Here is a 20,019-nt window from a genome sequence, read left to right on the forward strand (position 1 = left end):
TGAACCGCCTTGTCCCGCCCCTGCCCCGTGATCGCCGCTGAATGTGCGCAGGCGCACCGAAGCCGTCTTGCATGAACGTTACGGTAACCATTCCATCAGCGGGAGTGAGCAATGAGCGAAGAGAAAAAGCAGGTCCGTATTACCAAAGCGACGATGCCGGCCGGTGGCTGGGGTTCCGTTGGCGACGTCAGCACGATCCTGACCGACCAGAACGTCGTCGTCAAAGACACGGGCTTGCTGCTCAAGCAAAACAAGACCGATGGCTTCGCCTGTGTCAGCTGCGCCTGGGCCAAGCCGGCCAATCCGCATCCCTTCGAATTCTGTTCCAGCGGCGCCAAAGCCACCGCCTGGGAAACCACGAGCAAGTCCATCGGCGCCGACTTTTTCCAGCGCCACACCCTGACCGAGCTCGAAGGCTGGAGCGACCATGAGCTCGAAGACCACGGCCGCCTGACCACGCCGCTGCGCTACGACGCCGCCAGCGATAAATACCTGCCGGTCGAATGGGACGTGGCCTTCAACGAGATCGGCGCCGCGCTGCGCGGCTTTGACCCCAAGCAGGTCGTGTTCTACGCATCGGGCCGCGCCTCATTGGAAACGTCGTATATGTACCAATTGCTGGCGCGCATGTATGGCAACAACAACCTGCCGGACAGCTCGAACATGTGCCACGAAAGCACGTCGGTCGGCCTGCAAAAGACGATCGGCATCGCGGTGGGCACGGTCAAGCTGAGCGATTTCGAGGACACCGATTGCATCCTGTTCTTCGGCCAGAACGTGGGCGTCAACAGCCCGCGCATGCTGCACCAGCTGCAAGAAGCGCGCAAACGTGACGTGCCGATTATCACCTTCAACCCGCTGCGCGAGCGCGGGCTGGTGAGCTTCACCAATCCGCAGTCGCCACTGGAAATGCTGACCAGACAAGAGACGGCGATTTCGACCCAGTACCATCAGGTCAAGCCGGGTGGCGACACAGCCGTCATCATGGGCATGTGCAAGGCGATCTTCGCGCTTGACGATGCAGCGCTGGCAGCCGGCGAACAGCGCGTGATCGACATCGCATTCATCCAGGAACACACCAACGGTTTCGGCGACTTCGAGCAGGCCGTGCGTGCCTGCTCGTGGGAAGCCATCGAGCGCGAAGCGGGCCTGTCGCAAGCGGCGCTCGAAGAAGCAGCGGGCGTGTATGCCAGGTCGAGCGCCGTGCTGGGCGTGTACGGCATGGGCCTGACCCAGCACCGCAATGGCGTGCAGAACGTGACGATGCTGGTCAACCTGCTGCTGTTGCGCGGCAATATCGGCAAGCCGGGCGCCGGCATCTGCCCGGTGCGCGGTCACTCGAACGTGCAGGGCCAGCGTACGGTCGGGATCACCGAAAAGCCCGAACTGGCGCCGCTCGACAAGCTCAAGGAACAATTCAACTTCGAGCCGCCGCGCGACATGGGCCTGACGACGGTGGATGCCTGCGAAGCCATTATCAAGCGTGATCTGCAGGGCTTCATCGGCCTGGGCGGCAATTTCCTGCGCGCCGTGCCGGAAACGGTGCTGATGGAAGCGGCCTGGCGCGAGCTGCCGCTGACGGTGCAGATCGCTACCAAGCTCAACCGCAACCACGTCATTCACGGCAAGGCGGCCTACCTGCTGCCATGCCTGGGCCGGATCGAGATTGACCGCCAAGGCTCGGGCAACCAGTCCGTGTCGGTTGAGGACAGCACGTCGCACATGCACGGCTCGCGCGGGATGACCGAGCCAGCCGCGCCCGGGCTGCTGTCCGAACCGGCGATCGTGGCCGGCATTGCCAAGGCGACACTGGCGCCCAACCCCAATGTCAACTGGGACGCCTGGGTGGCCGATTACCGCGTCATCCGCAAGGCGATGGGCGTGACCTTCCCCGAGATTTTCAAGGATCTGAACGAGCGCATGTGGACGCCGGGCGGCTACCGCAAGCCACTGGCCGCCGCCGAGCGCATCTGGAAAACCGAGAGCGGCAAGGCCGAATTCACGGTGCCCGAAGAACTGCCAGGCAACCCGAACATGCCGGGCGGCCCCGACATCCTGCGCCTGTTTACGATCCGCAGCGATGGCCAGTTCAACACGACCATCTACAGCAATGACGACCGCTTCCGCGGCGTGCACGGCAGCCGCATGGTGCTGTTCATGAACGCGGCCGACATGGAACGCTATGGCCTCGGCAAGGGCGACGTCGTGGCGCTGCGCACGCATGCAGACGACGGCGTGAATCGCCGGGTCGAAGGCTTGCAGATCGTGCCCTACGATGTGCCGTCCGGCTGCATCGCCGGTTATTACCCGGAATGCAATCCGCTGATTCCGCTGTGGCACCACGCGAAGGAAAGCAAGGTGCCGGCGGCAAAAGCCATCGATGTGCTGCTCGAGCGCAGCACCCGTGGGGCAACCAGCGCAGCAACGAGCATTGCATGAACGCGCGCACGTCCTTCCCCGGTGACGGCGGGCCGGATTATCCGGTAGCCAGCAGCGTGCCGGCGGCCTGCTGGCAGGCCGGCGCGAGCGAGGCGCTGGCCGAAGTGCTGGCCGAGGAAGTGCCGGTAGCGCTCGTCTACAACGGCATCAGCCACGCCGTGATGCTGGCTTCGCCTCAAGACCTGGAGGACTTCGCGCTGGGGTTCTCACTGTCCGAGCGCATCGTGCGCCAGGCGGCAGATATCCGCGACATCACCATCGAGACGGGTCCGCACGGCATCACGTTGTCGATGGAGATTGCCCCCGGCGCCATGGCGCGCCTGAAGGAAACGCGGCGTGCACGCACCGGCAAGACCGGCTGCGGCCTGTGCGGCGTGGACAGCCTGGCCTGGTTCGAGCGCGAAACGGGCCTGATCGATGCACGCGATGGCGGCGCGCATGGCGTGACGACACAGTTTGCGCCCGATGCACTGCACCGCGCGATGGCCGCGATGGCGGCGCGCCAGCACCTGCACCTGGCAACCGGCGCCGTCCACGCGGCGGGCTGGGCCGACCGCGATGGCGTACTGCGCACGGTGCGCGAAGACGTCGGCCGCCACAATGCGCTCGACAAGCTGATCGGCGCGGTGGCGCACGATGGCGTGCCAGCCGACAGCGGCTTCGTCGTCGTGACCAGCCGTGCCAGTTTCGAGATGGTGCAAAAGACCGCGCGCGCCGGGATCGCCGTGCTGGCGGCCATCTCGGCGCCCACGGCCATGGCTGTTCGCCTGGCGGATGCAGCGGGCGTGACGCTGGCTGGCTTCGTGCGCGCCGGTCGCCACGTCGTCTACAGCCACCCGCAGCGCCTGACCTGAGCGCTTGATATAGACGCCTGCGCACGCCGCACACGCGGCGCGCGACAACGATGTTGAACGGGTATAAGCTGAAAGCATGCGCGCAACCGACGCAGCGCGATGCGAGAGAGGCGGCCCGACATGTCAACGTTTGCCCCTGCCGAGCAGGTCAGCTTCCTGGCTGATCAAGCGGGCACCATCACCAGTTGGAACCCGGCGTGCGCCGCGTTGTTCGGTCATGCTGCAGCCGATGTCATCGGTCAGCCGGTTGCCAGCCTGCTCGACGGCGCCAGCTGGACAGTCTTGCAAGGCGCCGCTCAGAGCCAGACCACATTGGCGACCAGTGCCGGCCCCCGCCCTGCCAACCTCCACCTCGTGTTGCAGACTGGCCGCGACGGCGCCCCGCTCGGCTACAGCATCACCATCATCCCGGCAGTGATCAGCGTATCGGAAGGCGAGCGGCTCGGCGCGACACCACTGTCCGCCGTCGTCGACCTGCTGCCAGGCACCTTCTACATCATGAACCGCGAAGGCCGCGTCCTGCTATGGAACCATAACCTCGAGCGGCTATGCGAAATGATGCCAGACGAGATCGCCGCCGCCAACGGCATCGCCATGCTCGACCCGCGCGACCGCCCCGGCGCGCTCAGACAGGTCGAGGCCATGTTCGACAACAACACCGAGATCGCCCTGGAAACCGACTACGTTTCGCGCAGTGGCCGCGAAACACCGATGCTGCTGCGCGGCGCGCGCATCGACTGCAACGGGGGCCAGTACATCTTCGGCATGGGCATCGACATTTCGCGCCAGCGCGCACGCGAGCGCCAGCTGGCCCTGTACCGGCGCGCGCTCAATGCGGCCCGCAATGGCGTGATCATCGCCCACGATGGGGGGCCCGACCACCTGATCGAGTACGTCAATCCCGCCTTTGAACACATCACCGGTTACAGCGCCGACGAAGTCATCGGGCGCGATTCGCGCTTCATGGCGGCGCCCGGGCTGGACGCCGACGAACGCAGCCGCATGCGCCGGGCGCTGCGCGAACACCGCTCGGTGCACGTCGTGCTGCGTAACCTGCGCAAGAATGGCGAACTGTTCTGGAATGACCTGCATATCACGCCCGTGCACGACGACAATGGCAAGGTCACCCACTTCATCGGCATCATCAACGACGTCACCGCCAGCAAGCAGCGCACCGACAATCTCGGGCACGACGTCAACCATGACAGCCTGACGGGCCTTGCCAGCCGCACGCTGTTGCGCGACCGGCTTGACCATGCCCTGCACCTGGCTCAGCGCCACCAGACGCTGGTGGCCACAGTGCTGATCGACCTGGACGGCTTCAAAGCCATCAACGACACCTTCGGCCACGATGCGGGCGACGCCGTGCTCAAGGTCGTGGCGCGGCGCTTGCAGGCAGCCGTGCGCGACAGCGATACGGTGGCGCGCATGGCAGGCGATGAGTTTGCGATGGTGCTGGTCGACCAGCCGACACTGCGCTTCACGCTGCGCATGGTCGAACGGTTACGGCGCGCATTGATCATGCCGGTCTCGTTTGGCGGCAACGACATCGCCGTGGGCGCGAGCCTGGGCGTGGCGGCCTACCCGCACGATGGCGCGACGACGGCTGACCTGATCCGCGCCGCCGACATGGCAATGCACCGCGCCAAGCGCCATGGCGGCGGCGTACACTTTCATTCCCGCGAAATGCACGACGTCAGCGCAGCGCGCACCGCACTGGCCGACAGCATGCGCAGCGCACTCGAGGACGATCAGCTGTTCCTGTTGTTCCAGCCCCGGATGGAAGCGCACAGCGGCAAGGTGCGGGGGTTTGAGGCCCTGCTGCGCTGGCGCCATCCCGAGCATGGCGTGATGCTGCCGGCGTCTTTCCTGGCCGAAGCCGAAGAAAGCGGGCAAATTGTCGAGATCGGCGGCTGGGTGCTGGACCAGGCCTGCGCCTTCGCCCGCGACCTGCGCAGCGCCGGTTACGCCGGCTTGCCGGTGGCAGTGAACGTGACGCACCGCGAATACAGCCGGCCCGATTTCATCGCCGGCATCGCCCGCCGCATGCAAGAGGCCGGGTTACCGCCCGGAAGCCTCGAAATCGAAATCCCCGAAGCTGACCTGATCCGCAACCCGGGCCTGGGGCGCGACCTCTCGGTGCAACTGCGCGCGACAGGCGCAATGCTGTCGGTCGACCAGTTCGGGCAAGGGATGTCCGATCTGGCGTTCCTGCAGCAGTTATCGGTGCGTCAGGTGAAACTGTCACGCAAGGCTGTGCACGACATCGCCGACCACGGCCGCAACGGCGCGCTCGCCCGGACCCTGATCGACATCGGCCACAACCTCGACATCACCGTGGTGGGCGAGGCGGTCGAAACCGAGGCGCAGGTCGACTTTTTGCGCAGCCACGGCTGCGACCAGATGCAGGGGCAATGGTTCAGCGCGCCGTTGTCGGCCGCCGCCGCGCGCGCTTTCCTCAAGGACCGGCAACATGCGTTGTAGGGTGGACGGGTCCCCCGTCCACGCGTTCAACGAACGTCGATGCCGCCAGATAGTCAACGTCATCAGAACACCCACCCCGTCCATTCCCCGATTTGTGCAGGCTGTCGCAGGATACTGGCCCTGACGCGCCCCGCGCGTTAAAGTTGCATCATTCCAACGGCCGCCGCTTCGGGCCGATGCAACATCCTCCGACGATCGACGACGCCATGCAAGCACGCAGCACGACACAGCACCATCTGGCCGGCACCCTGTCCTGGCTCTACCGCGCCTTCGACGGCGTGGCGACCTGGGTCACCCAGCTGTCATGGTGGAAGTTTCTTCTTTTTGCCGGCCTGACGCTGACCGCTGCCGGCATCCTGCAGGAAGAACTGTTCAACGGCCCGGCCGAAGAAGAAATCGCCCGCGCCGAGCGCGAATCCGGCCGCCGCAGCGACGCCAGCATCCTGATCGACGAGAGCGGCATCCGTTTCAATCCCCGCACCCGGACCCGCGCGGCCGAGCCGGTCCCGGCAACGACACCGGAAACGCCCGAAGTCCCCGCCGTGCCGGACACACCCGATGCACCACCGGGCCCGCCAGTGACGGCGACGGCACCCTCCTCGACCGCTGGCGCCGTGAACATTTCGCCGAACAGTGACTCGGTCCACATCGAACTGCCGCCGCAAATTGGCGAAGAATTGTCGAACGCCATCGAGGCCGCCGTCGAAGACGCCGCCGAGCAAAAAGTGTCGCGCTATCACAAGCAGGCATCTACCTGGTTCATGAACTTTGTCGTGCTGTTGCTGCTGGCGCTGTTCGGCACCAAGGCGCTGGTCGGCGGCAAGAAGCGCGCCGATGCTGAAGCCCAGGTGGCCAACGCGGCCGCCGAGCGCGAGGCGATGCAGCGCCAGCTGATGGAAACCAAAATGCAGATGATGCAGGCACAGGTCGAGCCGCACTTTTTATTCAACACGCTGGCGTCGGTCGAGCACCTGATCCGCGTCGATCCGCCGCGCGCGTCGGCCATGCAGCGCAGCCTGATCCAGTACCTGCGCGCGGTGCTGCCGCAAATGCGCGACAACGCCGTGGTGACGGGCCTGGGGCGTGAGGTCGACATGGTCAATGCCTACCTGGACCTTCTCAAGATGCGGATGGAAGAACGCCTGAGCGTCAACCTGCGCGTGCCGGACGGCCTGCGCAGCGCGGCCTTCCCGCCGATGATGCTGCAGTCGATGGTCGAAAACGCCATCAAGCACGGGCTGGAATGCAAACCTGAAGGCGGCACCCTGAACATCGTCGCCGAGGTCGTCGACAGCCGCCTGCGCGTGACCGTGGCCGACGACGGCGTGGGCTTTGGCGTGATGCCGAGCGACGGCACCGGACTGGGCCTGCAGACGATCCGCGAACGCCTGAAGCTGCTGCATGGCGAGGCCGGCTGGCTGCATATCGGCGCCAACAGCCCGAGCGGCGTGATCGCGACGATCGAAGTGCCGTACCAGTTGTCCAAGTAATCAGCTGGCAGGCGGGCAGCGGCGATCGATCGCTTGCCTGTAAATCAGTTTCATTGAATAATCATTCAATCATATTTTCATAACAACACGCTCAAGAGACCACCATGCCCACCGCAATCATTGCCGATGACGAAAGACTGATGCGCGACCAGCTGCGCATGCGCCTGCAGGACGCCTGGCCCGAACTGCAGATCGTCGGCGAAGCGAAAAATGGTGACGAGGCGGTGCAACTGGTGGGCGAACTCAAGCCTGACCTGACGTTTCTGGACATCCGCATGCCGGGCAAGACCGGCATGGAAGCGGCGCGCGACATCGGCGACACGAGTCTGGTCGTGTTCGTCACGGCCTACGACCAGTACGCGGTGGAGGCGTTCGAGCGCGGCGCCATCGATTACGTCCTCAAGCCGACCGAGCCGGACCGCTTGCGGGTGACTGTCGACCGCCTGAAGGAGCGCCTGGAGCGGCCGCCGGCCAATGTGAACGACAGCGTCAGCGCCATGCTGAGCCAGCTGGCCGAAAAGATCGCCTCGCCCAAGCCGAAGCATCTGCAATGGATTCAGGCCAGCATCGGCCAGGACCTGCGCATGATTCCCGTCGAAGACATCCTGTTCTTCCGCTCGGACGAGAAATACACCAGCGTGCAGACGAGCGGCTTCGAGGCGCTGATCCGCAAGCCGGTGCGTGACCTGGCCGATGAGCTCGATCCTTCGTTGTTCTGGCAAATCCACCGCGCGACACTGGTCAACGTCAATGCCATCGAAGGCGTGACGCGCGATATCCGTGGCCGTCACCTCGTGATGGTCAAGGGCCGGCCCGAAAAGCTCGAAGTCAGCCGCAGTTTTTTGCACCTGTTCAAGCAGATGTGACAGCGTTGCGGGGCGCGCGTGCTATTGCGCGCCTTGTGACCTCTCAAGGCCCCGCCGGGGCGGACGCGTAGTGTAGAAGGTCCGGCCCACGCCCGTGGCCTTCTCGCCCCTGCCCGCATGAAACTCCAGCGCACGATGCACCTGCGGCGCAACCGCAGCCTTGACCAGCGCGCCGCGCACGCCTGCGACAGCCGGCGCATCCTGCACAGCGCCAGCGACGCCATCCTGTCAGTCGGCCACGACAACACGATCCTGCTGGCCAACCCGGCGGCGGCGCGCATGTTCGATACGGGCGTGGCCAGCCTGCAGGGCAGCCCGCTCGCGCGCTTCATCGTCGCACCCGGCGCCGATGCCCGCACCCCGCCCGATTATTTTCCCGCCGGCCTCGGTCGCGCCGGCCGGCGCGCCACCGACTACGCCGTCACGGGCATCCGCAGCGACGGCGAACGCTTCCCCATTGAAGGGTCGATCTCGAGCGTCGAGCACGAAGGCCGGCCGATCTACACGGTGATCCTGCGCGATGTGTCCGAGCGCCACCTGGTCCAGCAGACGCTGGCGCGCTCGCACGACCAGCTGCGCCAGTTGTCGTCGGCACTGCAAAGCATCCGCGAAGAAGAGCGCACGCATATCGCGCGCGAGCTGCACGACGACCTCGGGCAACTGCTCGCCTCGCTGCGGATGGACCTCACGCTGCTGGCGCGGGTCGAGCGTTTGCCCGAGGCCAGCACGCCCCTGCTCGGCGGCATGGAAAGCAATCTGCTCACGGCCATCGCATCGCTGCGCCGGATCGCCACCAACCTGCGCCCGCGCGCCCTCGACGAAGGCGGCCTGTACTTCGCGCTGCAGGGCTTGCGCGACGAATTCACCGAACGCCACGGCATCGCTTGCACCGTCCTCGCCGACGAAGCCGAATTGCGGCTGGACGATGCGGCCAGCACCGCCATCTTTCGCATCGTGCAAGAAGCACTGACCAATATCGCGCGCCATGCGGGCGCGCGACACGTGTGCGTAAACCTGTACCGCACCAATGGCGACCTGCTGCTGACGATCCAGGACGACGGCCGGGGCATCCGCGCGCAAGACATGGGCAAGGCCGAATCGCTGGGCCTGATCGGCATGCGCGAGCGGGTCTGGGCCATGCAGGGCGACATCACGATCGGCGCCGACGAGCCGCCAGGAACGCGCATCGATATCGTGCTGCCCATTGCAGGCCACGTGGTTTGATGCATGAAGAATCGGGCGCGATGATCGTCCTATTGCATAAAAACAACAGTGCCAAGCTGTCATGAACTCGACACATAGTCTCGATAAGATCGCTGTCGATCTGAGTTGATTACAAACTCAACATCTTGTCGAAACCACACTGGAGATCTTCATGAAGTATAAGTTCCTGGCCGCCGCCGTGCTGTCATCCCTGCCACTGTTCGCATCCGCCCAAACCAACGTCCAGATCTATGGCGTGATGGACGCGGCCGTCGCTCTCGAGGACACCGATGTGCCGGGTGAAGACCGTCGTACCACCGTCAGCTCGGGCAACCAGTCGAGCAGCCGTCTGGGCTTCCGCGGTACCGAAGATCTCGGCAATGGCCTGAAAGCCCTGTTCAACATCGAAGCCGGCGTTGCGCTGGACACCGGCGCCACCGACACGCAAACCTTCGGCCGCCGCGCCGTGGTCGGCCTGCAAGGCAACTTCGGTACCGTGACCCTGGGCCGCGAGTACTCGCCAATCGCTGCTGTCGCCGCCGCATCGGACATCAACGGCCAGGGCATGTACGGCAGCAACCTGTCGGCCTTCGGCACCAACCGTCTGACCCGTCGTCTGTCGAACTCGATCAACTACAAATCGAACGACCTGTCGGGCTTCGTCGTCAACGCCGCCTACTCGACCGCTGAAAAAGCCGTGGAACCATCGGGCGACTTGCTGGGCATCGCGCTGGAATACAAGATCGGCGGCCTGTACCTGGGCGCCGGTTACCACGCCATCGAGCGCCTGGCCTCGGGCGACGACAAGGAAATGGCATTTGGCGCCGGCTACAAATTCGGCGACTTCGAAATCAAGGGTAACTACCTGGAAGCCGAACTGGAAGGCACCACCGCCACTAACGGCGTCGAGTACAAGAACGCCAACATCGGCGCGTCGTACGCACTGGGCGCGAACAAGTTCTTCCTGAACTTCCAGCAGCAAAAGCTGAACAACGGCGCCAAAGGCAACACCGTGGCCGTGTCGTACACCTACACGCTGTCAAAGCGCACCAACTTCTACGGTACCTACGCCCAGCTGAGCAACAACAACCGCGCCGCGTTCGGCATCAACGCATCGTCGAACAACGTGACCCCGGTCTCGACCAACCCGGCCATCAGCGCCCTGAGCGCCGATCCATCGGTGCTGACCGTCGGTATCCGTCACGCGTTCTAAGCATGGCGCCGCACATGCCGCCAACGGCGGCGTGTGACGGACGCTCTCAGTTCCTGCGTTTGTGGGAATTTTTAATGCCGGCGCTGCCGGCATTTTTCATTGTCCGGTCGTTGCCATCTGATCTGGTGCCTGCCTCGCCTTTGCGCGAGGTTACCGCTCGGCTCTCTGGATTTGATACGAATCTGAAAACGACCAGACGAATCGCGTGTCATGTCGTTTGCATCTAACTTTTTGCGCCAATAGTCAATTTAGTCAGGATCATGGTTTTACGCTTGCCGTTCAAATCACCCGACCTAAACTCCACTCTGACTCACGACAGCCTCAAACGTGGTCAATGTTTTTCCCGACGACAGGCATCACGCCCTTCTTGCGCAACGCCAGAACAGGCGTCACTACCTATATTTCATAAGGAAATATCATGCGCATTTCATCTGTTTTGCTTCCCGCAACCCTGCTTCTTCTCGCTTCGACTGCTGGCGCGCAGTCCTGGCCTTATCCACAAAGTGACACGGCGCCAGTCACGTCCGTGGTTGTCAGCGCAGCAGCAAAGCCGGTTCGGATCCAGGAAGAACAAGCCCGGCAAATTGCCGGAACCTACGACCTGGCGAATGGCTGGCGCCTGAAAGTACGACCAGGCACCCGCACGATCGAGACTAAAATCGATAAACAGCAACCGATGCGTCTGCTTGCTGTCGCCCCCTATAAATTCGTGTCGGGAGATGGCCGAGTCACCATGGAATTCAATCGTGGCGAATTCGGCGACGACATGCTCATGACCTACGCGCCAGACCCGCGCTTTGCTGATATGGTGGTGATCTCATCGGCTGTTGCGCAGCACTAGTGAAGGACCATGACTGGCCACTGCCCAGCCAAGGCCTCTGCCGATCAATCATAATGCGGCTTCTCAATACAGCGGGTTGCCGCGTTATTCCCAACCAGACGTTCCGGACATTTGGCGATATTCAGCAGGGCTGCGCGGGCGCCGCCACGCTGACGACTGGAAACAAACGGTCATAGGCAAGATTGAACAGAAAGCCGTAGACCAGATAAAACGTCACGATAGCAATATCCATCAGTAGCGCAGCCCACAGGCCAATCCCCAGATACCAGGCGATCAGCGGGATCAGCATGGCAACCAGGCCGGCTTCGAACAGAAAGGTATGCGTGACCCGTATCGCCATCGTCTTTTCGACGCTGCCGCGCAGACGCAGCATGGCGCGGTCAAATCCAACGTTGAACACGAAATTCCAGAGTGTGGCGATCGTGGCCGAGAAAATGCCGATGACGCCCATGTCCTGCACGGGCTGGTCGAACAAGACGGCAGATCCCGGGATAAAGATGGCCAGAGCCACTGCCTCGAAAAGAAGCGCGTGCCGCACGCGATCGGCGAATGTACGCATGTAAATCCTTGTTATTGTTGGTGGGGCTTATGGCAGGCAGATGTTGAGCAGTACGTTCAAACGCTGGACCGGCAAAGCAAGGCAAGATCATCCCATAGTCTATAAATGCACACATAGCCAAGAAACTGAGGCATCATGGTGCAAATATGAAACACTTGAACTGGGACGACCTGCGCTTGCTGGCACTCATCGCACAAGAAGGCACGTTGCGCGGTGCGGCGCGAAGGGCGGGATTGAGCCCTGCCACACTGTCGCGAAGGCTCGACCAGCTCGAGGAGGCGGTCGGCCAGAAGCTTGTCGAGCGCCATCAAGGTGGTTGCGTTCCAACGACGTTTGGCGTGGACATGTTCGCACTGGCCGAACAGATGAGCGATATCGCGCTGGAAGTCGAGCATGCACAGGCGCGACAGAATGCAAGTTCTGCGTCGGGCGTGGTACGCATCAATACCGACGAATGGCTCTCGTACTTCCTCACTACCCGCTTTGCACCGTTCCATGACGCCTATCCGGATGTGGAGGTCGAGATCGTTACCTCCCACCGGCCCTATAACCTGGCACGGCGCGAAGCCGATATCGCAATTCGTCCTTACCGGCCCGAACAGCTCGACCTCGTGGCGCGCCAGGTCGGCACGCTGTCGTTTGGACTGTATGGCAGCCAGGCGATCGCAACGCGTTATGCCGAGGCCATAGCGAACCAGAACTGGACAGGCGTGCCATTCGTGGGCTTCGACGAGCCACGTGCCGAGTTCCAGTCCGATCAGTGGCTACGGGCGCTGCCCGGTGCGCCTGCACCCTGGATGCGCTGCAGCTATGGCCTTGGCATCCTTGATGGTGTAACGCACGGCGCCGGTCTGGGTGTGCTGGCCTCGTTTCTGGCAAGCGAAGCACATGGCCTCGTCACGGCAATCCCGCATATTCCCGAATTAGATCAGGCGATCTGGCTCTCGATGCATCGCACGGTGCGAACGACTGCGCGCGTCAGGGCGGTGGTCGATTTCGTGGGGCTGCTGTTCGCGCAGTACCACGAGGGCGAAGGTTGATGCGTAAAAAAACCCGCGACACTCGCGGGTTCTTTTATGCGGCCAAACGATGATCGGTTCTTGCCGCCTCTGATACAGGTGTTCTGTGGGTCCCGGTTTGCACCGCTCCCCGCGCCCTTACTTTGCCTTGACGTCGTCCTTGCTCTCGGCTTTCGCCGTTGCCTTGGCTTCCTTGTCGGCTTGTGCTACCGCTTTCGCATCGGCCTTGCTGACCTTCTTGACCAGCTTGCCGTCGGTTTGCGTGCTGCCCTTCAGATTCTCGTTAGGGACAAATGTAGCTTTCGGGGTCTTGGTGTCCGTCGTGGCGTGTGCTTCTGGCGTCGCTGACGACGAATGCGTGGCTGGCGTCTGGGCGAAGGCAGCGGTGGCAAACAGACCTGCAATCAGGGTAACAGTCAATTTTTTCATGGTGCAGCTCCTTGGGTGGTGGTTTGGAAGTGCATGTTTTCCATGCTACTGACCAATCAACGATGAGCTTGCCATTCTGTTGACCGACTTAACAAATGCTTACATTTATTGGGTGGAGCGATGATCTGCTTAGTCATGCTAGAGCGCGCCTGGCGCGGACCTTGCGCCATAGCACGCGCCACGCGGTATGCACCATCCATGAAAACAGCGCGACCATGGCGCCGAATAGTGCTGGCAAGATCGGCCCGATCACGAACCCCATGCCGAAAACGAATCCAAGCACATACTCGCCATGCCACAGGCGCAGCACGAGGGCCAGGGCCAGCAGACCGAAGAAAGCATAGTCAACCAGCGTGCTGCCGTGCGAGAACAGGAGCGACAATACGAGGCCATAAGCCAGGGCACATACGAATGCGGCCAGCGCTGCAAACCCCTTCGCGCTGTACTGAGCGCTGCGCTCACTGCGGCGGCGCAACTGGGTCATGGTCCACCACGTCAACAGCGGAATCAGGAGCAGTCCCCACCAGTTCGAGACAGCGGGCAGATCCGGATTGGCCAGCAGGTGGTGGGACCGAACGCCACCGTTCAGATATTCCCATGCCAGGATGCCGGCTTCGGCGCCAAACGCGAGCAACGTAAGCAGGATGCGGCGATCGCTGACTGAAACGGCTGGCATGATTCCCCCGGATGGCAAGTCGATCAAGTGGCCGACGCTCCGCCACTGGCGCAGATTGCAGGTACAAGCGGACTACCCTACCAGAAGCCACGACCGGAATCTACGGCCCGGACTGATTCCATGCCGCTGTCATACTGTGCAACGACATCTGGGCCGACCTGTCATGGCAAGCAGGATTTATTTCCGCTTTGCCAGCGCGCGATCAAGGGCATTGGCAAAATTGCGGCTGTCAGCCTGGCTGAACGCCGCCGGCCCACCCGTATCGACGCCGCTGCCACGCAGTTCTTCCATGAAGGCGCGCATCGTCAGTTGCTGCGCGATCGTGTCCTTCGTGTACCAGTCGCCGCGCGGATTGAGCGGCAGGCCGCCCTTCTCCAGCACCAGCGCCGCCAGCGGAATGTCACCGGTGACGACGATGTCACCCGGACTCACGCGCTCGACGATCTCGGCATCGGCCACATCGGCGCCGGCCGGCACTTGCAACGCGCGGATGAAGCGCGAGCCCGGCACGCGTATCAACTGATTCGCCACCAGCGTGACGGGCAACTGGGTGCGCTCCGCTACGCGAAACAGAATGTCCTTGATGACGCCAGGACAGGCATCGGCATCGACCCAGATGTGCATGATAAGAATGAAGTAAGTTGTTCTGAAAGATCAGCCGGGCACATCACCATTGATGATGAACTGGTGAAAAAGCTCATGATGTGGCCCGGGCTGGACCGACCTGAACGGCAGCCGCGTAAAGGCGCCCTGCCAGTAATGCAGCGCACGTTCATCCTTGCGAAACACCGACAACAACCACGGCCCTTCGTGACCGGGCACGATCTTGCGTGTGGCAGCCTCGGCCAGGCCGAGACCGCGGTACTTCGGCATGACGAACAGGTCGGCCAATTCCCGTATCTGTCCACCTTCGAACGGGATCAATTCGACCAACACGACACCGGCCGGGTGGCCATCTACTTTCAACAGCCAGGCTGCGTCCACGCCGTCCGGCTCGCAGTAGCTTGCCACGCCAGCCGGGTCGCACTCGTACAGCCCATCTTCCAGCAAGTCTTCGCCGCTCCACTGGGTCGCCTCGAAGTAATAGAACTGCAGCATGCGGAACAGCAACGCCTGGTTCTCGCGTGTGGCACGCTCGACCGCGAAGCGGCTGTCGGCTGGCTGCAAAGACACGGTCATTTCAAGCGGCAGGTCAGCACCCAGTAAAACTCCCAGCGCGCCACGCGGATCTCGCGCCCGGCCACGCCCACGCGCTTGCGCAGCGCGCTGTCGGTCGGGTAGTTCTTGACAAGTTCGTGCTGCTTGCCGTCGGCGTCCAGCTGGAATTCGTGGGTGTTGCCCAGCAAATCGGTGCGCACGGTGACGGCGCTCTCGCCTTCGACGTAGTTGTCGTCGAACAGCACCAGCAGCACGTCCTTGCCCAGGCGCTTTTTCAGTGATTGCAGCAGGTCGTCCTGCTGCTTGCGGGTCAGGTGCGCCCACAGGCCGCCCAGGAACACGGCGGTAAACTTGTCGTCGCCCGTGCCCAGATCGGCCGGCAGCGCCAGTGCATCCATCAGGCGGTATTCAACATTGTCCAGGTCCTCGCCATGCATTTGCGCAAGCTCGAGCATCGCGGCGCTGGCGTCGGTAGCGACGATCGACTCGGCCGTCTCGGCCAGTACCTCGGTCCAGGCGCCGCTGCCGCAGCCCAGTTCCAGGATACGGTGGCCGGCCAGCAGCGTGGAAATTTGCTCGCGCGCTTCGTCCAGGTCTTCCAGCTGCTCGTCGGCCACCTCGGCGGCGGCGTTGTCATAGTGAGCGGCAATGCTGTCGTAGTAGGCGATAACCGGATTCTTGTCCATCGGTGTTTCCATTGAAATGTCGTTGTGCATCAAAGTTCGTAATTGTCCCCACCGCGCATGGCCGATTCGACCATCTTGCGATTCAGTGTCGGCGTCAGCAGTTCGATGAAGGTGTACACATAGCTGCGCAGGTAGGCGCCCTGCTTGATCGCCACGCGCGACGTGTTCATGCCGAACAGGTGGCCGACCGGGATCGCACGCAGGCCGCGGTCGCGCTCGGGGTCGAACGCCATGCCGGCGATGATGCCGATGCCCATGCCCAGTTCGACATAGGTCTTGATCACGTCGGCGTCGATCGCCTCCAGCAGGACGTCCGGGCTCAGGGCGCGCAGGCCGAAGGCGTGATCAATCTTGCTGCGCCCGGCGAAGGCGGCATCATACGTGATGATCGGGTAGCTGGCGATTTCTTCGAGCGAGATCGCCCGCGACTTGAACAGCGGGTGCTCGGGCGGCGCCACCACCACGTGTTCCCACTGGTAGGCCGGTAGCGTGATCAGGCCGTCGATCGTCGTGATCGCCTCGGTGGCGATGGCCAGGTCGGCCTGGTCGCTCTTGACCATGTCGGCGATCTGCTTCGGATTGCCCTGCAGCAGCGAGAGGCGCACCTTCGGGTACTTCTGCATGAAGGCCTGCACCACTTTCGGCAACATGTAGCGCGCCTGCGTGTGCGTGGTGGCAATGGTGAAGCTGCCGCTGTCGTGGGCGGCGTACTCCTTGCCGATGCGCTTGAGGCTTTCGATCTCCTGCATGATCAGCTCGACCGACTGCAGCACCAGCCGGCCCGGCTCGGTCAGGCCGCGAATGCGCTTGCCGTGGCGCGTGAAAATATCGACGCCCAGCTCTTCTTCCAGCTCGATGATCGCCTTCGAGACCCCCGGCTGCGAGGTAAACAGCGATTTGGCGGCGTCGGTCAGGTTGTAGTTCTGGCGTACGGCCTCGCGCACGAAGCGCAGCTGGTGGAGGTTCATTCTGTAAATATTCTTGTTGGCTCTGCGAACAGCATTTTAAGATGCTTATTCGGGTTACGTATATAAGCAAATAAATTATCCGTAGTTTGGAATATAAGCCGATCTCCGTATCATCGGACCATTATTGAATGGGCGTGCACTATCCGCCCTTACCGGAACAAGCCCATGTATCGTTACGACCAGTACGACCACCTCATCGTGCGCGAGCGCATCGCCCAGTACCGCGACCAGGTGGCGCGCCGCCTGAGCGGTGAGTTGCTCGAAGAAGAATTCATCCCGCTGCGCCTGCAGAACGGCCTGTACATGCAGCGCCACGCCTACATGCTGCGCGTCGCCGTGCCATACGGCCTGCTCTCGAGCGCCCAGGTGCGCATGTTCGGCCACATCGCCCGCACCTACGACCGTGGCTACGGCCACTTCACCACGCGCCAGAACATCCAGTACAACTGGATCGAGCTGGAGCAGACCCCGGACATCCTGACCGACCTGGCGTCGGTCGAGATGCACGCGATCCAGACCTCGGGCAATTGCATCCGCAATATCACCACCGACGAATTCGCCGGCGTGGCGGCCGATGAGATCATCGATCCGCGCCCGTTCGCCGAAATCCTGCGCCAGTGGAGCACCTTCCATCCGGAATTTGCCGCCCTGCCCCGCAAATTCAAGGTCGCCATCAATGGCGCCGTCGAAGACCGTGCGGCGATCGCCGTGCACGATATCGGTCTGACGGTTGTGCACAACGAAGCTGGCGAAGTCGGCTTCAAGTTCATGGCCGGTGGCGGCATGGGCCGCACGCCGATCCTGGGCAGCGTCATCCGCGAGTTCCTGCCATGGCAGCACCTGCTGACCTACACCGAAGCCGTGATGCGCGTGTACAACCAGAACGGTCGTCGCGACAACAAGTACAAGGCACGCATCAAGATTTTGCTCAAGGCCATGGGCGTCGAGGAATTCACGCGCCAGGTCGAAGCCGAATGGGCCGACCTGAAGGATGGCCCTGAAACGCTGACGCAGGAAGAATTCGACCGCGTCGCCAAGTGGTTCCAGCCGCACGCCTATCGCACGCTCGAGACGATCGACGTGGCTGCGTCACAGCCGGACAACAAACCATTCGCCAACTGGCTCGATCGCAACGTCAAGCCGCACAAGGTGCCGGGTTACGCTGCCGTGCTGCTGTCGCTGAAGAAAACCGGCGTGCCGCCGGGCGACGCCACTGACGGGCAACTCGATTTCGTGGCCGACCTGGCCGACCAGTTCAGCTTTGGCGAAGTGCGCGTGACGCACGAGCAGAACCTCGTGCTGGCCGATGTGGAACAAAGCCAGTTGTTCGCGCTGTGGCAATTGCTCAAGTCGCAGGGCCTGGCCACGCCGAACATTGGCCTTCTGACCGACATCATTGCCTGCCCGGGGGGCGACTATTGCTCGCTGGCCAATGCCAAGTCGCTGCCGATTGCCGCAGCCATTGCCGAGCGCTTCGACGATCTGGACTTCCAGCACGACATCGGCGACATCGAACTGAACATCTCGGGCTGCATCAATGCCTGCGGCCACCACCACGTCGGCAACATCGGCATCCTGGGCGTGGACAAGGATGGCAGCGAGTGGTACCAGGTGTCGGTCGGCGGCGCACAGGGCAACACCTCGGCCATCGGCAAGATCATCGGCCCGTCGTTCTCGGCCCCGCAAATGCCGGAAGTCATCGGGCGCCTGCTCGAAACGTATGTCCAATGCCGGATCGAGGGTGAGCGCTTCATCGACACCGTGGGCCGCCTGGGCATCGCCCCATTCAAGGAACATCTGTATGCCACGCCGATTCCGGCCGGCGAACCCGCAAAGGAAGACCAGTATGCTTGACGCTCACCCACAGATCATCAAGGGCCGCGAAGTCGTCGCCGACGACTGGAGCGTGCTGCGTCTTGCAGAAACCGATACAGCCGAGACGATCGAGGTCCCGGCCGGCAAGATCATCGTGCCGCTGACCGTCTGGCTGGCCCAGCGCGCTGCGCTGGAGACGCGCGCCGAGCTCGGCGTATGGCTGGCGCCCGACGAACGCGCGGAGAGCATCAAGGACGATCTGGGCCGCTTTGCGGTCATCGCGGTCGACTTCCCGAAGTTCACCGATGGGCGTGGCTACTCGACGGCCTTCAACCTGCGTCGGCGCCTTGGCTGGACGGGCGAACTGCGCGCCATCGGCGACGTGCTGCGCGACCAGCTGTTCCAGATGCAGCGCTGCGGCTTCGACGCATTTGCCACCCGCCCGGATCGCAGCATCCACGATGCGCTCAAGGGCTTGTCGGTGTTTTCCGAAACCTACCAGGCGTCGATCGACAATCCGGTGCCATTGTTCCGCCGCGTACCGCGGGAAACCCCGGCGACCTCGAGCGTCATTGCCAGCCAGGAGTAACCCATGAGCGATCTGCATCGTCGCGTGGCCGAGACCAGCGCGATCCTGGAACGTATTGCCCGTGATTTCACGCCAGCCGTGTTCGCATCGAGCCTGGCGGCCGAAGACATGGTGCTGACCGACCTGATCCTGAAGGCAGAATTGCCAATTGCGATCTTCTCGCTCGAGACAGGCCGGCTGCATGCCGAAACGCTGGCGATGATTGATCGGGTCAAGGAAACGTACGACTACGATATCGCCCTGTTTCGCCCCGACCCGCTGGCGGTCGAGCGCTACGTCACCCAGAACGGCCTGAACGCGTTCTACGAGAGCGTGGACATGCGCAAGGAATGCTGCCGCATTCGCAAGGTCGAGCCGCTTGGTCGCGCGCTGGCCGGCAAGCGCGCCTGGATCACGGGCCAGCGCCGCGCGCAGTCGGCCACCCGCGCCGAACTGGCGGTGCAGGAAGACGATCTGAGCCACGCCATGCAAAAGTTCAATCCGTTGACGGACTGGAGCGAAGAGAACGTCTGGGAGTATCTGCGCTCGAACAATGTGCCGTACAACGCCTTGCACGATCGTGGTTTCCCGTCGATCGGCTGCGAACCGTGCACCCGCGCCGTGCAGCCCGGCGAAGATGTGCGCGCCGGCCGCTGGTGGTGGGAAAACCCGGAATCGAAAGAATGCGGGCTGCACGTAGTCGACGGCAAACTTATCCGCATCAAATCCGTGGCTGCCTAAGCCACAACAA

At 62.9% G+C, this 20,019-nt stretch carries 19 protein-coding genes; 12 read left to right on the forward strand and 7 right to left on the reverse strand.

What is annotated here, in order from left to right; translation table 11 throughout:
* The first annotated feature begins 111 nt into the window (after positions 1-111).
* From NX775_RS11075 to NX775_RS11110, 8 genes are all read left to right on the forward strand, one after another.
* Positions 112-2,439 (forward strand): FdhF/YdeP family oxidoreductase, encoded by a 2,328-nt coding sequence (locus NX775_RS11075; RefSeq protein WP_258836067.1) that lies wholly within the window; start codon positions 112-114, stop codon positions 2,437-2,439.
* Positions 2,436-3,293: a formate dehydrogenase accessory sulfurtransferase FdhD gene (gene fdhD, locus NX775_RS11080; protein WP_258836068.1), complete on the forward strand. Its 858-nt coding sequence runs from the start codon at positions 2,436-2,438 to the stop codon at positions 3,291-3,293. Before NX775_RS11075 ends, fdhD begins: the two co-directional genes overlap by 4 nt.
* A gap of 120 nt (positions 3,294-3,413) precedes the next feature.
* Positions 3,414-5,777, forward strand: coding sequence for a sensor domain-containing protein (locus tag NX775_RS11085; protein ID WP_258836069.1), 2,364 nt, complete (start codon positions 3,414-3,416; stop codon positions 5,775-5,777).
* Between the two features lie 206 nt (positions 5,778-5,983).
* Complete coding sequence (locus NX775_RS11090; protein WP_258836741.1) at positions 5,984-7,267, forward strand: sensor histidine kinase; 1,284 nt, start codon at positions 5,984-5,986, stop codon at positions 7,265-7,267.
* Positions 7,268-7,371: 104 nt separating this feature from the next.
* Positions 7,372-8,133: a LytR/AlgR family response regulator transcription factor gene (locus NX775_RS11095; RefSeq protein WP_258836070.1), complete on the forward strand. Its 762-nt coding sequence runs from the start codon at positions 7,372-7,374 to the stop codon at positions 8,131-8,133.
* A gap of 117 nt (positions 8,134-8,250) precedes the next feature.
* Positions 8,251-9,357: a PAS domain-containing sensor histidine kinase gene (locus NX775_RS11100; protein WP_258836071.1), complete on the forward strand. Its 1,107-nt coding sequence runs from the start codon at positions 8,251-8,253 to the stop codon at positions 9,355-9,357.
* A 151-nt stretch (positions 9,358-9,508) separates the two neighbouring features.
* On the forward strand, positions 9,509-10,549 hold the full coding sequence (locus tag NX775_RS11105) for a porin (protein WP_258836072.1): 1,041 nt from the start codon (positions 9,509-9,511) through the stop codon (positions 10,547-10,549).
* Positions 10,550-10,967: 418 nt separating this feature from the next.
* Positions 10,968-11,390: a hypothetical protein gene (locus tag NX775_RS11110; RefSeq protein WP_258836073.1), complete on the forward strand. Its 423-nt coding sequence runs from the start codon at positions 10,968-10,970 to the stop codon at positions 11,388-11,390.
* Between the two features lie 121 nt (positions 11,391-11,511).
* Here NX775_RS11110 and NX775_RS11115 read toward each other — a convergent pair whose 3' ends face one another.
* A complete protein-coding gene (locus tag NX775_RS11115; RefSeq protein ID WP_258836074.1) occupies positions 11,512-11,949 on the reverse strand; it encodes a PACE efflux transporter in 438 nt (145 codons plus the stop codon).
* A gap of 146 nt (positions 11,950-12,095) precedes the next feature.
* Here NX775_RS11115 and NX775_RS11120 point away from each other — a divergent pair, with 146 nt between their 5' ends.
* Entirely contained in the window at positions 12,096-12,989 is an 894-nt protein-coding gene (locus tag NX775_RS11120) for a LysR family transcriptional regulator (protein WP_258836075.1), read from the forward strand.
* Between the two features lie 117 nt (positions 12,990-13,106).
* Here NX775_RS11120 and NX775_RS11125 read toward each other — a convergent pair whose 3' ends face one another.
* From NX775_RS11125 to NX775_RS11150, 6 genes are all read right to left on the reverse strand, one after another.
* A complete protein-coding gene (locus tag NX775_RS11125) occupies positions 13,107-13,397 on the reverse strand; it encodes a hypothetical protein (protein WP_258836076.1) in 291 nt (96 codons plus the stop codon).
* A 133-nt stretch (positions 13,398-13,530) separates the two neighbouring features.
* Positions 13,531-14,100, reverse strand: coding sequence for a hypothetical protein (locus NX775_RS11130; RefSeq protein WP_258836077.1), 570 nt, complete (start codon positions 14,098-14,100; stop codon positions 13,531-13,533).
* Positions 14,101-14,250: 150 nt separating this feature from the next.
* Complete coding sequence (locus tag NX775_RS11135) at positions 14,251-14,697, reverse strand: YaiI/YqxD family protein (RefSeq protein WP_258836078.1); 447 nt, start codon at positions 14,695-14,697, stop codon at positions 14,251-14,253.
* A gap of 30 nt (positions 14,698-14,727) precedes the next feature.
* Positions 14,728-15,252, reverse strand: coding sequence for a GNAT family N-acetyltransferase (locus NX775_RS11140; protein ID WP_258836079.1), 525 nt, complete (start codon positions 15,250-15,252; stop codon positions 14,728-14,730).
* Positions 15,249-15,917, reverse strand: coding sequence for a class I SAM-dependent methyltransferase (locus NX775_RS11145; RefSeq protein WP_258836080.1), 669 nt, complete (start codon positions 15,915-15,917; stop codon positions 15,249-15,251). The genes NX775_RS11140 and NX775_RS11145 overlap by 4 nt, the downstream gene beginning before the upstream one ends.
* Before the next feature lie 29 nt (positions 15,918-15,946).
* Entirely contained in the window at positions 15,947-16,885 is a 939-nt protein-coding gene (locus NX775_RS11150) for a CysB family HTH-type transcriptional regulator (RefSeq protein WP_258836081.1), read from the reverse strand.
* Between the two features lie 165 nt (positions 16,886-17,050).
* Between NX775_RS11150 and NX775_RS11155 the strand changes: the two genes are divergently transcribed.
* From NX775_RS11155 to NX775_RS11165, 3 genes are read left to right on the forward strand one after another with little or no spacing between them, the layout of a single operon-like run.
* Positions 17,051-18,739: a nitrite/sulfite reductase gene (locus tag NX775_RS11155; RefSeq protein ID WP_258836082.1), complete on the forward strand. Its 1,689-nt coding sequence runs from the start codon at positions 17,051-17,053 to the stop codon at positions 18,737-18,739.
* Positions 18,732-19,289: a DUF934 domain-containing protein gene (locus NX775_RS11160; protein WP_258836083.1), complete on the forward strand. Its 558-nt coding sequence runs from the start codon at positions 18,732-18,734 to the stop codon at positions 19,287-19,289. The genes NX775_RS11155 and NX775_RS11160 overlap by 8 nt, the downstream gene beginning before the upstream one ends.
* Before the next feature lie 3 nt (positions 19,290-19,292).
* Positions 19,293-20,009: a phosphoadenylyl-sulfate reductase gene (locus NX775_RS11165; protein WP_258836084.1), complete on the forward strand. Its 717-nt coding sequence runs from the start codon at positions 19,293-19,295 to the stop codon at positions 20,007-20,009.
* The last annotated feature ends 10 nt before the right edge of the window (positions 20,010-20,019 follow it).

Source organism: Massilia aurea, from assembly GCF_024753205.1.
GTDB classification, from domain to species: Bacteria; Pseudomonadota; Gammaproteobacteria; order Burkholderiales; family Burkholderiaceae_D; genus Telluria; species Telluria aurea.